This window comes from Flavobacterium sp. (assembly GCF_035456085.1).
Classification (GTDB): Bacteria; Bacteroidota; Bacteroidia; order Flavobacteriales; family Flavobacteriaceae; genus Flavobacterium.
In genome coordinates, this window is the sequence record NZ_DATIDY010000192.1 from 1 (window position 1) to 14,187 (window position 14,187).

The 14,187-nt window shown below is 36.6% G+C and carries 10 protein-coding genes and 1 pseudogene; 7 read left to right on the forward strand and 4 right to left on the reverse strand.

Annotated features, from left to right (window positions below):
- From VLC96_RS14405 to VLC96_RS14420, 4 genes are all read right to left on the reverse strand, one after another.
- On the reverse strand, nt 1-788 hold a 788-nt coding region (locus VLC96_RS14405; RefSeq protein ID WP_325264008.1), incomplete at its 3' end, for an adenylosuccinate synthetase.
- A 19-nt stretch (nt 789-807) separates the two neighbouring features.
- Nucleotides 808-1,338: a Fur family transcriptional regulator gene (locus VLC96_RS14410; protein WP_325264009.1), complete on the reverse strand. Its 531-nt coding sequence runs from the start codon at nt 1,336-1,338 to the stop codon at nt 808-810.
- Nucleotides 1,339-1,633: 295 nt separating this feature from the next.
- Nucleotides 1,634-3,853 (reverse strand): RelA/SpoT family protein, encoded by a 2,220-nt coding sequence (locus VLC96_RS14415; protein ID WP_325264011.1) that lies wholly within the window; start codon nt 3,851-3,853, stop codon nt 1,634-1,636.
- A 204-nt stretch (nt 3,854-4,057) separates the two neighbouring features.
- A complete protein-coding gene (locus VLC96_RS14420; protein ID WP_325264012.1) occupies nt 4,058-4,843 on the reverse strand; it encodes a TrmH family RNA methyltransferase in 786 nt (261 codons plus the stop codon).
- Nucleotides 4,844-5,189: 346 nt separating this feature from the next.
- On the opposite strand from VLC96_RS14420, the gene VLC96_RS14425 reads away from it, so the two are divergent.
- The 7 genes and pseudogenes from VLC96_RS14425 to VLC96_RS14455 form a co-directional block, all read left to right on the forward strand.
- The gene (locus tag VLC96_RS14425) at nt 5,190-5,798 is read left to right on the forward strand and encodes a trimeric intracellular cation channel family protein (RefSeq protein ID WP_325264013.1); all 609 of its coding nucleotides are present in this window, start codon (nt 5,190-5,192) and stop codon (nt 5,796-5,798) included.
- Between the two features lie 861 nt (nt 5,799-6,659).
- Nucleotides 6,660-8,192 carry an L-lactate permease gene (locus VLC96_RS14430; RefSeq protein ID WP_325264014.1) on the forward strand — a complete coding sequence of 511 codons (1,533 nt, stop codon included), beginning with the start codon at nt 6,660-6,662 and terminating at the stop codon, nt 8,190-8,192.
- A 90-nt stretch (nt 8,193-8,282) separates the two neighbouring features.
- Entirely contained in the window at nt 8,283-9,023 is a 741-nt protein-coding gene (locus VLC96_RS14435; protein WP_325264016.1) for a (Fe-S)-binding protein, read from the forward strand.
- Nucleotides 9,013-10,392, forward strand: coding sequence for a lactate utilization protein B (locus VLC96_RS14440; RefSeq protein ID WP_325264018.1), 1,380 nt, complete (start codon nt 9,013-9,015; stop codon nt 10,390-10,392). Before VLC96_RS14435 ends, VLC96_RS14440 begins: the two co-directional genes overlap by 11 nt.
- Entirely contained in the window at nt 10,389-10,976 is a 588-nt protein-coding gene (locus VLC96_RS14445; RefSeq protein ID WP_325264019.1) for a LutC/YkgG family protein, read from the forward strand. Before VLC96_RS14440 ends, VLC96_RS14445 begins: the two co-directional genes overlap by 4 nt.
- Before the next feature lie 20 nt (nt 10,977-10,996).
- Nucleotides 10,997-13,813 carry an FAD-binding and (Fe-S)-binding domain-containing protein gene (locus VLC96_RS14450; protein WP_325264021.1) on the forward strand — a complete coding sequence of 939 codons (2,817 nt, stop codon included), beginning with the start codon at nt 10,997-10,999 and terminating at the stop codon, nt 13,811-13,813.
- 81 nt (nt 13,814-13,894) lie between these two features.
- Nucleotides 13,895-14,187: pseudogene (locus tag VLC96_RS14455) on the forward strand (hypothetical protein); the annotation flags it as partial.

Below are 14,187 nucleotides of genomic sequence, written 5' to 3' on the forward strand. Positions count from 1 at the left end.
TATACTTCTTTGATTCTGTTAGGAGCAATTCCTAAACCGGTGCAAGCACCCGCAGCAGTTGTATTTGATGAAGTTACAAATGGATAAGTTCCAAAATCAACATCTAATAAAGAACCTTGAGCACCTTCGCAAAGAATTGATTTTCCGGCTTTTTGGGCTTGTGCCAAATATTCTTCGCTGTCAATAAAGTCTAATGTTTTTAAAACCTCAATGGATTCGAAGAATTCTTTTTCCATTTCGGCTAAATTGTACTGAATGTTAACATCGTAGAATTTAATCATTTCTTCGTGTTTGTCAGCCAAAGCTCTGTAGCGTTCTTTGAAATCTTCCAATTCGGTATCTCCTACACGTAATCCGTTTCTTCCGGTTTTGTCCATGTAAGTTGGTCCAATTCCTTTAAGAGTAGAACCTATTTTTGCTTTTCCTTTAGAAGCTTCTGAAGCAGCATCAAGTAAGCGGTGGGTAGGTAATATTAAATGTGCTTTTCTGGAAATGATTAATTTGGATTTGATGTCCAAATTGAATTTAGCTAAGCCTTCAATTTCTTTTTGGAAAACTACCGGGTCAATAACGACTCCGTTTCCGATAATGTTTACGGCTGTTTTATGAAAAATCCCTGAAGGGATGGTTCTCAGAACGTGTTTTATTCCGTCAAATTCCAAAGTGTGTCCTGCATTTGGACCTCCTTGAAAACGAGCGATTATATCATAATTTGAAGTAAGAACGTCAACAATTTTTCCTTTTCCTTCATCTCCCCATTGTAATCCTAATAATAAATCTACGGTCATTCTATTGTTTTATTTTTAGTTAATTTTCTAATGTGTTCTCCAGAGTATTTTCTGGAGTGTTTTCTATTCTGTTTTCTATTTTATTTTCTATTACCTTTTCTTTTTTTCTATTTCCGTATAAGTATAGGGAATGATTGGTGATTTCGATATCAAAAATTTCTTCGATTGTTTTTTTGATGGTTTGAATTCGTGGATCACAAAACTCAATTACTTCACCGGTATCGGTCATGATGATATGATCGTGCTGTTTGTCGAAATATGATTTTTCGTAATGCGCCTGATTTTGTCCAAACTGATGTTTACGAACTAAAGCACAGTCCAATAATAATTCGATGGTATTGTAAAGAGTTGCCCTACTGACACGGTAGTTTTTGTTTTTCATTTTGAGGTATAGATTTTCTATATCAAAATGTTCTTCACTTTCGTAAATTTCTTGAAGGATAGCATAACGCTCTGGAGTTTTGCGATGTCCCTTGTTTTCAAGATACATTGTAAAAACGTTTTTTACAATCTCTTGATTTTTGTTGTTATCTGTGGAAATGAGTGTCATATCTTGCAAAGATAAATTATTATTTTAAAAGTATAAAAAAATAGGGTTTTAATTGTGAATCCAGTATCCTGCCTTCAATATATTCCTGTAGTTGTTTTATGCTGAAAAAGTTTTTTGCGTGAGGGATAGAAGCTGTCCGCCGCGGCGGAGCGGATAGCCCGACGCCATTGTGCAAAGGGGCTTTGTATGCGTTGCTATAAGTAAGCCCCTTTGTGCAATGGGGTCACGCCCAAATGTCTTTTGAAATTATTGTTGTTTAAGTTTATCACAATTTCTGCTTTTAAAGTTTATTTTGTTAGTTTTTATAAACTCTCGTGACTTTGTCGATTCCATCAATTTTTTTGATGTTTTCCATTAATTTTTTCAAAATGGTGATATTGGGAACGATTACAGATACTTGTCCCTTGAAAATTCCTGCTTCACCACTGAGTGAAATACTCTGAATGTTGACATTCATGTTGTTCGAAATCACTTTTGTAAGCTCATTTGTAAGTCCCAAAGTGTCCATTCCCATAATGTTGAGCGTGGCTTTGAAATCTTGTTGAGTGGAGTCAATCCACTTGGCTTGCATGATGCGGTAAGCATAATTGGATTGTAATGCGATGGCATTTGGACAATCTTTTTTATGTATTTTGATGCCTTCATTTATGGTTACAAATCCAAAAACTTCGTCGCCTGGAATTGGGTTACAGCAGGTGGATAATTTGTAATCGAGTTTGTCTTGGGTTTTTCCAAAAACCAACATATCATAATTGCTGCTGATGACTTGTTTGTGAATGTCTTCATCGGCTGTACTGTGATTGCGTTTGATTTTGTTTTTGAAAAAGTTGATTAAGGTGTTGCTTTTTTTAGCAGCATAATCCTTTAGTTGCTGGTTGTCGATAGAGCCAACGCCGACTCTGTAAAATAAATCTAAACTTGTTTTTAATTTAAAGAAGTTGACTAACTCATTGATAGTTTGTTCGTTTAAATTTATTTTAAGGTGTTTTAATTTACGGGTAAGCAATTCTTTTCCGTCTTCGGCAATTTTTTTGGTGTTTTCGTTGAGAACGTTTCTGATTTTATTTTTAGCACGTGATGTGGTTACAAAATCTAACCAGTTGATTGTTGGTTTTTGATTTGGCGAAGTGATAATTTCGACTTGATCACCGCTTTTTAGTTCGTAATTTAAAGGAACTAATTTTCCGTTGACTCTGGTTCCTCTGGTTTTTATTCCGATTTCGGAGTGAATACTGAAAGCAAAATCCAGTGAAGTAGCGCCTTTTGGCAGCGATTTGATTTCTCCTTTTGGAGTAAAAATATAAATCTCTTTTGAATACAAATTCATTTTGAAATCCTCCACAAAGTCTACTGCGCTTGTCTCTGAGTTTTCTAATGCTTCTTTCAAAAGATTTAGCCAAACATCAAGACCGTTTTCTTCGGTAGCCCCGTTTTTGTATTTGTAATGAGCTGCGTATCCTTTTTCGGCAATTTCATCCATGCGTTCGCTTCGCACTTGAACTTCTACCCAACGGCCTTTTGGTCCCATTACAGTGATGTGCAAGGCTTCGTAACCAGTAGATTTTGGAGATGAAATCCAGTCACGTAATCGGCTTGGGCTGGGTCTGTAGTGATCGGTTACGATCGAGTAAATTTTCCAGGCAAGGAATTTCTCGTCGTGGGGATTTGATTTATATACAATACGTAAGGCGAATTTATCATAGACTTCGTCAAAAGTTACATTTTGTGCCAACATTTTTCTATTGATGGAATAAATGGATTTTGGTCGGCCTTTGATGATGTAATCTATATTTTCTTGATCTAAAGCTTTTTGGAGAACTTCGGAAATGTCTTTGATATAAAGATCTTGTTCTTCTTTGGTTTCTCTTATTTTGCTGACAATATTGTTATATCTATCAGGTTCAGTGTATTTTAATCCTAAATCTTCTAGCTTGTTTTTTATTTTATAAAGTCCTAAACGATGTGCTAATGGCGCGTAAATATACAATGTCTCGGATGCAATTTTGACTTGTTTGTAATTCTCCATAGAATCCATAGTCATCATATTGTGCAATCTATCGGCTATTTTTATGAGGATTACTCTAACGTCATCGTTTAACGTAAGCAACATTTTTCGGAAATTCTCCGCTTGCATTGATACATTTAAGTCTTTTTGTACCAATGATATTTTTGTAAGCCCTTCTACCAACTGTGCGATTTTAGGACCAAACATTTTTTCGATGTCTTTGACGGTGATAGGAGTGTCTTCGACAACATCGTGCATTAAGGCAGCAGCGATTGAAGTCGCTCCCAAACCGATATCTGAGGCAACAATTTTGGCAACTGCAATAGGATGAAAAATATAGGCTTCACCCGATTTTCTACGTTGATCTTTATGTGCATCAACAGCAACATCAAATGCCTTGCGTATCACTTTTTTATCCTCAGCGGTTAAGGTTTGGTAACTGATACGGAGTAATTCTTTGTATTCCTGAGCAATTGCTTTATTTTCTTTTTCTATGTCTATTTCTATCATAACGGCATGGTTCAATTCCTAAATATAATGTTTTTTTAGAAAAAATGCAAGAAGGTTTTTTCAAAAGTTTCTAAGCTATTAAGTTACTGAGTTGCTGAGTTTTTTAATTAAAATGCTTAAAGTGTTAAGTTTTAAAAGTTTAAACAAATTTAATCTGCTTTAAAAGTCTGCAATCTAAAAATTACAATCTAAATCCTGAACATTTTAAAAACCTCTCTGTCTTTTGGCTTCAAATATCAAAATTGCTGCAGCAACCGAAACATTCATACTGTCAATCTCTCCCTGCATAGGAATAATGATATTTTGTGTAGCGGCATCACGCCATTCTTGTGTCAGTCCTGTGGCTTCTGTTCCAACAACTAAAGCCGTTGGCGAAGTATAATCCTGAGTATGGTACGAAGTCGAGTTTTGTAAAGTAGCACAATAAAAATTGATGTTTCGCTCTTTTAAAAATGCAATAATTTCGGCAGTCGTTCCAGTTGCAATCTGATTGGTAAACAAACAACCCACGCTTGATCTAACTACATTGGGATTGTACAAATCACTTTTTGGATTCGCAATAATCACGGCATCAAGATTCGCAGCGTCGGCGGTACGTAATAAAGCACCAATATTTCCTGGTTTTTCGGGAGCTTCGGCAATAAGGATTAGTGGATTTTCAGATAATTGTAAGCCCGATAATAACATTGATTTGGCTTTGGCAACAGCCAAAATCCCTTCGGTAGTATCTCTGTAAGCGAGTTTTTGATATACTTCTTTGTTAATTTCTATTAGTTCAGCTTTACCTGATAATTTTTGGCTTTCGGTTTCCGAACAAACTTCAGGCAAAAACAAAATCGTTTCTATTTCATATCCTCCTTTCAAAGCTAATGATATTTCACGTTTTCCTTCAATAAGGAATGTCCCCGACTGTTTTCGGGCTTTAGCTTTTTCCTGCAGTAATACCAGGGATTTTATAAAAGGATTTTGGACGGAAGTGATTTGTTTCAATTTAAAAAGATAAGTGATTTAATTTGGCAAAAATACTAAGATTTTTTTAGAGCCTGATTGAAATTTGAGTATTATAAAAAGATGAAATGTAAAATAGTTTTGCCTAATTCAGCTTCCAATGATGTTTTTACTTGTCCAACAATCCGCAAAACTTGTCATTTCGGAGGACCCGAACGAAGTGAATGGAGCGTTAGCTAATCTCATGTTGGTTGCTCACGTTGAGTGGGATTCTTTCAGAATGACAAACTTTGTGTTTGATTCGCGGTTAGAGGCAAGATTATCCGGTATTCCTAAAAGAAATAGAACCATTTGATTTAATTTTACAAAAAATTAAATTTCTGTCTAAATGTTCGAATTTTTAGAAGTAATAGGTGTTGCTGCTTTCGCCATGTCGGGTTCTTTAACGGGAATGCACAAAAAAATGGATCTTTTTGGCGTTTTTGTTATTGCTCTGGCGACCTCTTTTGGTGGAGGAACTTTACGTGATGTATTGATGGGCGAAAAGGTATTCTGGCTCAAAACTGAAAATTTGATCTATATTTATGTTGCTCTTGTGGGCTATTTATTAGCTGTTTTATTTCATAAAAAATTAGAATATTTTCGGATTTCTCTATTTTTATTCGATACAATCGGATTGGGAATATATACTTTGGTTGGACTCGAAAAAGGTTTGAATTTCGGATTAAATCCTGTCGTATGTGTTGCATTAGGAACTATTACAGCTTGTTTTGGAGGAGTGACTCGGGATATTTTGTGCGCCGAGGTTCCAAATTTATTTAAGCAGGAAATCTATGCGACCATTTGCGTGGCCGGAGGAATTGTTTTTTTTGGATTGAAAAAAATAAATCTGGACAATGACGTATTGTATTTGACAACTTCAATTTTTATTATAGCAGTGCGATTATTAGCTGTTAGATACAAATGGCAAATCAAGCCACTAAAAATTGAAGGTTAATTACTGTCTTTTATACCACCATTTCTAGTAGAACATTAAATATAAAGACAATTTACTTCTAAATATTGTGGGCGAGACCACATTAAGAAAAGCGACCTGCTTTTCTTTGCCGTTATTCGGCTACTTTCCTTAATGCGGTCGGGCTCTACGCGCTACTTTGGTAGCTAGCTTCAAACGAAGTTCACTGAACTCCAGTGAAAATAAATATATAGTGAAGTAATCCCTCTCTCGGGCAAACCAGAAATCAAGTAATCAAAATGATGATTGGTTTTTTATGCCAAAATAATTCGATGAAGATCGGGTGAACAACAAATCGTAACTTTCGAAAAAGTCCAATCCAATTAAGTTTTAAAATAATTATTTTAATTCAGGATTCCGCATAAACTTCATAACGAAATTGAATTATTCCATAAAAGGAGATACTCACTCCGCAAGTATTCCTCATATAAAAAAAACTCACTTCCCAGCAGATTATCAATACTTTGATAGTCCCAAACATATTTTTTTCTATCGATATAGTTAAAATTTATATCGTTATAGTTAAAATCGCTTACATAATAATAGAAATAACTGATACAGTAAAAAAGTTATACTGCACTATGATTTTTATCACATTTTGGATTGACACAGAAAAGTAATTTCGTTTTCAGGTAAACTTGTTAAATAAATAGAAAAGGGTTCAAAAGAAGATCAAATATGTTTTTTAAACACCTAATCTGATTCATTTATTGGTTTTTTAATAAATATCATGAATCAGTTATTGTTAGTATTTCATTTTGATTTTAACCGCGTTTCGTCATATTTAGCTTTAAAAAGGCAGTTTATTTTAGGAAAAAAAATAAAAATTAAAACAAATTAAAAATGAATCAAATTTCACTTTTTCTGTTGGCCATTATTCCGATAGCGGTATTAATGTTGCTAATTATCAAATTTAAAGTGGCAGCTAATATTGCCACATTTTCCACATTAATTGTAACAGCTGTTTTGGCGTTGACTATATGGCACAAACCTGTTGATTATGTTGCAGTGGGAATTTTGCAAGGTGCTTTAAAAGGTTTTTGGCCCATATGTATGGTAATTATTGGTGCAATATTTTGCTACAATATTATGCTCGAAACGAAGAGCATGGATGTGATAAAGAATATGCTGTCAAAAGTGAGTTCTGATAAAAGAGTTCAGGTTTTGCTTATCGCATGGGGATTTGGAGGTTTTTTAGAAGGTGTAGCAGGATTTGGAACTGCGGTTGCAATTCCTACTGGAATTCTGATTATTCTCGGGTTTAATCCTATGAAATCTATATTATTGGCATTGTTGGCAAACACGGTAACTGTTGCTTTTGGTGCTGTTGGTATTCCCGTAATTACACTAGCAGATTTGACTGAATTAAATGTTCAAACGCTTTCATTCTATATTGTGGCGCAATTGGCCATTTTCAATTTCATTATTCCCTATTTGCTGATTGTTGTAACCGAGGGTTCGTTTAAAGCTATAAAAGGTGTTTTCTGGCTGACCACTGTTTGTACCACTATTTGTACAGCAGTTCAATTGTTTATTGCCATGAAAGTAGGAGCAGAGTTAGTGTCGATTGTTGGTACTGTTGCTTTTATAGTAAGTATAATAGTGTACTGCAAATTGTTTAAAAAAGAAGAAGCAGACAAAACTCCAACCGAAGGGAATCTGTTTGTTGCAGCCTCTTCTTATATCATAATGGTGCTTTTAATTATTGCTTTTTGTCCGTTATTCCCTGGAATTAATAAAGCAGTAGCTTTTGGAAGTGCTATACCTTTTAATTACGGTGTTGGAGCTGATGGAGTTGAAATTATTAAGGAATTAAAAATTACATGGTTAAATACGCCCGGAGTTTTGATAATCATAGCCACATTGATCGGAGGATTGTTGCAAGGAAGTAATTTTTCGGCAATGTTTAAAATATTTGGAAAAACACTTTTCCAACTTCGTAAAACGATAATGACAGTAACTTCAATTGTTGCATTGGCTCAAGTAATGGATTCTTCAGGAATGATTTTGGATCTTTCAAACGGATTGATTTTGCTTACAGGTGGTTTCTATCCATTCATAGCTCCTTTGGTTGGTGCAGTAGGGACATTCGTAACCGGATCTGATACTTCGTCAAATATTTTGTTCGGAAAATTGCAACTGAATGTTGCCAATAAAATTGGAGTTAATCCAGAGTGGTTAGTGGCATCCAATACTTCGGGTGCGGCTTTGGGTAAAATGATTTCTCCTCAAAGTATTGCCGTTGCTACCTCGGCTACAAATCAAGAAGGGCAGGAAAGTGCTGTTATGAGTACTAGTTTAAAATACTGTCTTGTTTTATTAATTGTCTTAGGATTGATAATCGGTATTTTATCAATGACTTTGTTTGCCAAGTAATACCATTTGTGAAAGTCGTCATGATTTGAGTTCTACTAATTCAGTAAATCATGGCGATTTCATTTTTTAAAATTCAAAATACAGCAATTTATGAAAATTGGACTTTTTATACCGTGTTATGTTGATTTGTTCTTTCCAAAAGTAGCAATTGCAACATTAGAATTATTGGAAAAACTGGGCTGCGATGTTGCCTTTCCAGAGAGACAAACCTGCTGTGGACAACCAATGGCAAACAGCGGTTATGAGCATTTACAAAAAGGGTGCGACAAGAATTTTGTAAACAATTTTGCAGGATACGATTACATTGTTTGCCCTTCTGGCAGTTGTGCACTTCATGTAAAAGAACATTTACATGACGAAAACAACGAAGCACTTGCCACAAAAATCAGAAACAGTGTTTATGAACTTACTGAGTTTATCACCGATATTCTGAAAGTAGAATCTATCGAGGGGAAATTTCCCCATAAAGTAGGTTTTCATAACAGTTGCCATGGGCACAGAGGATTGAAATTGGCACAGATGAGCGAACTCAATGCACCGCAATTTTCAAAACCGATGCAGTTATTGAGTAAAATAAAAGGATTAGAAATGGTGTCTCTCACTAGAAAAGATGAATGTTGCGGTTTTGGCGGAACATTCAGTGTATTTGAAGAGGCAATATCTATAAAGATGGGAAAAGATCGTATAAAAGACCATGAAAGTAAAGGGGTTGACTTTATTACTGGAGGTGATATGTCCTGTTTGATGCACCTTGACGGTATCCTAAAGAGAGAAAAAAGTCCAATACGAGTTATTCACATCGCCGAAATATTGAATTCTTATGAAAAATAATTTAACCCACAGCGAGGCGGCTTCTGTTTTTAACAAAGATGAAAGCCGAGTAAATTGGCATGATGAAACGCTTTGGTTTGTTCGTGAAAAACGAGATAAACAGGCTTTTATGACTGACGACTGGGAGCAGCTTCGTGAGGCAGCTTCAAAAATTAAGGACAATGTATTATCGGATATGCACCGTTATTTGGAGCAATTCGAATCGAATGCCTTGAAAAACGGCATTATCGTTCATTGGGCGGCTGATGCTGCTGAACACAACAAAATTGTTCATTCGATAATGCAAAAAAATGGCATAAATCAAATCGTTAAGTCTAAATCAATGCTTACCGAAGAATGTCATTTGAATGAATATTTAGCTCAAAAAGGAGTGAATGTTATCGATTCCGACTTAGGAGAACGTATTGTACAACTTCGAAATGAGCCGCCAAGCCACATCGTTTTGCCAGCAATTCACTTAAAAAAATCCGATGTAAGTACCACTTTTAATGAACATCTTGGTACAGAAAAAGGGAACAATGATCCTCAATATCTGACAGAGGCCGCAAGATTGCACTTGAGAGACGTTTTCCTTACCCGAAAAGCGGCACTTACCGGGGTGAATTTTGCTATTGCCGAAACCGGTGAATTTGTTGTTTGCACCAATGAAGGAAATGCCGATATGGGAGTTCACCTAGCCGACGTGCAAATTTCTTGTATGGGAATGGAGAAGCTGATTCCGGAGCGTAAACATCTTGGTGTTTTTCTGCGACTATTAGCAAGAAGCGCTACGGGACAGCCGATAACGACGTTTTCGAGCCACTTTAAAAAGCCGAGAGAAGGAAAAGAAATTCATCTTGTTATTGTTGATAATGGGAGAAGCAACCAACTAGGACGTCCTGATTTCAGAAACTCTTTAAAATGTATTCGTTGCGGTGCATGCTTAAATACCTGTCCAGTTTACAGGCGAAGCGGCGGGCACAGTTATCACGTATCCACACCCGGACCAATCGGAACTGTTTTAGCACCAAATCTCGACAAGAAAGCAAATTCCGATTTGCCAACAGCCTGTACGCTTTGTATGTCTTGTACCAATGTTTGTCCCGTTAAAATAGATTTAGATAAACAAATCTATGCTTGGAGACAAGAGCTGACCAAAGATGGGTATACTTCAATAGTAAAGACAGCAGTTATGAAAGCGGCCGGTACCGTTCTCGGAAGCCCTTCTATGTATGCTGCAACAACCAAAATGGCAACGTTTGCAATGAAAAAAATGCCTTTTTTGGTAAATAACAGCATGAATGTTTGGTACAAAAACAGAGAAATGATGACTCCTCCAGAGGAAACTTTTAAAGAGTGGTATAGAAAAAATAAAAAACAAAAGCCATGAACAGCAGAGAATTAATATTACAGAGAGTAAAACAAAATCAGCCTAAGACAATTTCGGCCTTGCCAAGTTTGGAAAAATTGGGTGTTCAGAAAGCAGATTTACTGGAAGAATACAAAACGGTCCTTAAAGGAATTGGCGGAAATGCGGTAGAAGTGAAAAATTATGATGAAATAATTTCATATATAAAAGAGAATTACGACACCAACAAACGCATAATTACCACTATCCCTGAGCTTTCGGGGATTGCATCGCTAGATTGGCTCAACGACGATCCGCATTCTCTTGAAAATGTCGAGTTAAACATTTTTAACGCTCATTTTGGGGTTGCAGAAAATTCGGCACTTTGGGTAACCGATGAAATGTTTGGCCAAAGAGTTAGCGCATTTATTCCGCAATATTTGGCTATCGTAGTAAATAAAAAAAATATCGTTCACAATATGCACGAAGCCTATACAAAAATAGGTAATCAAGAATACGGTTTTGGGAGTTTCATAGCCGGACCGTCTAAAACTGCCGATATTGAGCAGTCTCTGGTTTTGGGAGCTCACGGAGCAAGGAGTCTTGTAGTATTTATGATTGATTAATTAATAATAAAAAGAGAAAAATGACAGCAAAGCATCAAGCTTTTTATAATGAGCTGAAAAACTACATACCAGAATCGAGTTTATATATTGATCCGATGAAAACTTTGGCATACGGAACCGATGCGAGTTTTTATAGAATGAATCCTCAAATCGTTGTTAAAACGGAAACTGAAGAAGATATTCAAACGGTAATCCGATTAGCAAAAAAACACAAGGTTTCCATTACCTACAGAGCGGCAGGAACCAGTCTTTCCGGACAATCGGTAACGGATTCGGTGCTAGTGATTATGGGTGATAAATGGAAAAAAGGGGAAGTACTAAATGATGGACTGCAAATTCGTTTGAAACCGGGCATTGTAGGTGCGCACGCAAATAATCTATTGAAAAAATACCTACGTAAAATTGGACCTGATCCTGCATCTATTGGGGCGGCACAAATTGGGGGAATTGCAGCAAATAATTCAAGCGGTATGTGTTGTGGAATTAAAGAAAACGGATATCACACACTGAACAGCATGCGTGTGATTTTGATGGACGGAACCGTACTGGACACTTCGAAACCAGAAAATGTTGCCGCATTCAGAATCAGTCATGCCTCTTTATTGAGTGAGCTGACTAGTTTATCCAATAGAATTAAGTCGGATAAAGATTTAGAAGAAAAGGTAAGACATAAATACCGTCTTAAAAACACAACAGGTTACGGAATTAACTCCTTATTGGATTTTGAGGATCCAATTGAGATGCTGATTCATCTTTTTATCGGATCAGAGGGAACTTTAGGGTTTATATCCGAAATTATTTTCAATACGGTTCATGATTATAAAGACAAAGCTTCAGCATTAATTCTTTTTGATGAATTAGATCGTTGCTGCCATGCGGTTACAGCTCTTAGAGATGCCGGTGAAGTTGAGGCTGTTGAGCTTATTGACAGTCGAAGTATAGCCGCAATTCAGGACAAGAAAAATTTGCCTGAATTTATGTATGAGCCTGTAAAAACTGGAACTACTGCAATTTTAATTGAAGTCAGAAACTCAAGTCCAGAAGGTTTAGATCGACGAATTGAAGCGGTAAATAAAACCTTGGCTGATTTTAATGCCAATCATCATTCCGGATTTTCAAAAGTACCGGAGGTCTATGCCAATTATTGGCAAGTAAGAAGCGGATTATTTCCTGCTGTTGGCGCTGTTAGACCCGTGGGTACAACTGTACTTATTGAAGATGTGGCATTCCCGATTAAACATCTTGCCGAAGGTGTAAGAAGTCTGAATGAACTTTTTGCAAAATACAAATACAATGAAGCATTGATTTTTGGTCATGCACTGGAAGGGAATCTCCATTTTGTGTTTACTCAGGATTTCAGTATTGCATCGGAAGTAGAACGTTATGATGCCTTTATGACAGAGGTAAACGATCTTGTTGTTGATGTTTTTGGAGGATCTCTGAAAGCGGAACACGGAACGGGAAGAAATGTGGCTCCTTTTGTCAAAAAAGAATGGGGCGATGCTGCTTATGCTGTAATGTGTGATATTAAAAAAATATTCGATCCTGAGAATTTATTGAATCCGGATGTAATTATTTCTGACAATAAAAAAGTACATCTTGAAAATCTTAAAGCATTGCCTGCCGCTGATGATCTAGTAGATAAATGTATTGAGTGCGGTTATTGCGAGCCTGTTTGTCCATCGGCTACGATGACACTTACTCCACGTCAACGAATAACCGTTTGGAGAAGAATTCAGGATTTAAAAAGAACAGGTGAAAATCCTAAGGAATTGGCATTTCTTGAAAAAGAGTATCAATATATGGGTATTGACACTTGTGCCACTTGCGGCATGTGTGCTACCAAGTGCCCTGTTGGGATTGATACCGGAAAATTGACAAAAAAACTCAAAGGAGAACCTTCTCATCCGAAATTATTCCGAATGGCAGAAAATAATTTCGCTACTATGATGGGAGTTTCAGGATTTGGATTATCTGCAATCAATGCAATTGAAAAAGTAACCGGAAAAAAGGCCATCGAAAAATTGAGCAGTGGTTTACACGATATGATTTCAACTCCTTATCTTCCTACCAAAGGATTGCCAAAAGGGGCAGGTGCTTTGCCTAAACCAACTGCTAAAAGCGGCAAAGAAGTTATTTATTTGGTGAGTTGCGTAAACCGTATGATGGGTGAAGGAAGAGACGGAGATACTCACTTGGCTTCGCATACATTATTCTTGCTTGAAAAAGCCGGTTATAAAGTTTCTTATCCGCCGGCTCAGGCTAAATTGTGTTGCGGTCAGCCATTTTCTTCGCAAAACGATTATGATTTGGCCAATAAAATGCTGAGCGACATCAATACTTCATTATTGGAGGCTACCCGAAACGGCGAAATTCCAGTCTATCTTGACAATAGTTCTTGTTCGGTTCGAATCATTGATGCGCAAAAACAGGGTCTGGTTGATTCGAGGTTGAAGCTTTATGATGCCTTGACCTTCCTGCATAATTTTGTGGCACCGGAGCTTTCTATTGCTAAAAAATTCGACAAACTGGCATTACATGTCCCTTGTAGCGTGACAAAAATGGGAGTGAGCAAACAGCTTATTGCACTTTCTGAACTGTGCACAAATGAATTGATTGTACCCGAAATCGCTTGTTGTGGTTTTGCCGGCGTAAAAGGTTTCAGCACACCAGAACTGAATGCTAACAGTTTGAGAAATCTCAAAGATTCCCTTCCTGACGATTGTAACAAGGCGGTTTCTACCAGCCGTTTGTGTCAGATAGGTTTAAGTCACCATACCGGATTAGACTATCAGAGTGTCGAGGCCTTATTACGTGAGTGTGTCTTAGAAAATTAAAAAATTGCTGCATTTTTTATTTCGTGGGGAAAAGTATTTCCGCATAGGATAGATTATGTAAAAACTTAAGAATAAAATAAAATGAAAAAAGTATATATGGCTGTTTTAGGATTAATGGCCGGTTTTTCGGGATATTCACAAACAGCACCAGTAGCAACACAAGCGCTGGCTCCAGAACCAGTAGCACCAGCACCAGTAAAAGACTGGAACTTTAATTTCTATGGTTATGTCAAAACTGATTTTATTTATGACACCCGTAAAATGGCATGTGCCAGAGAATATTTAGTTGACTTTTATCCATTAGATGTAGTTTTAGATAAAAACGGAAATGATATTAATGCGGTGCATCAGTCAAATTATCTTTCGGTAAATAC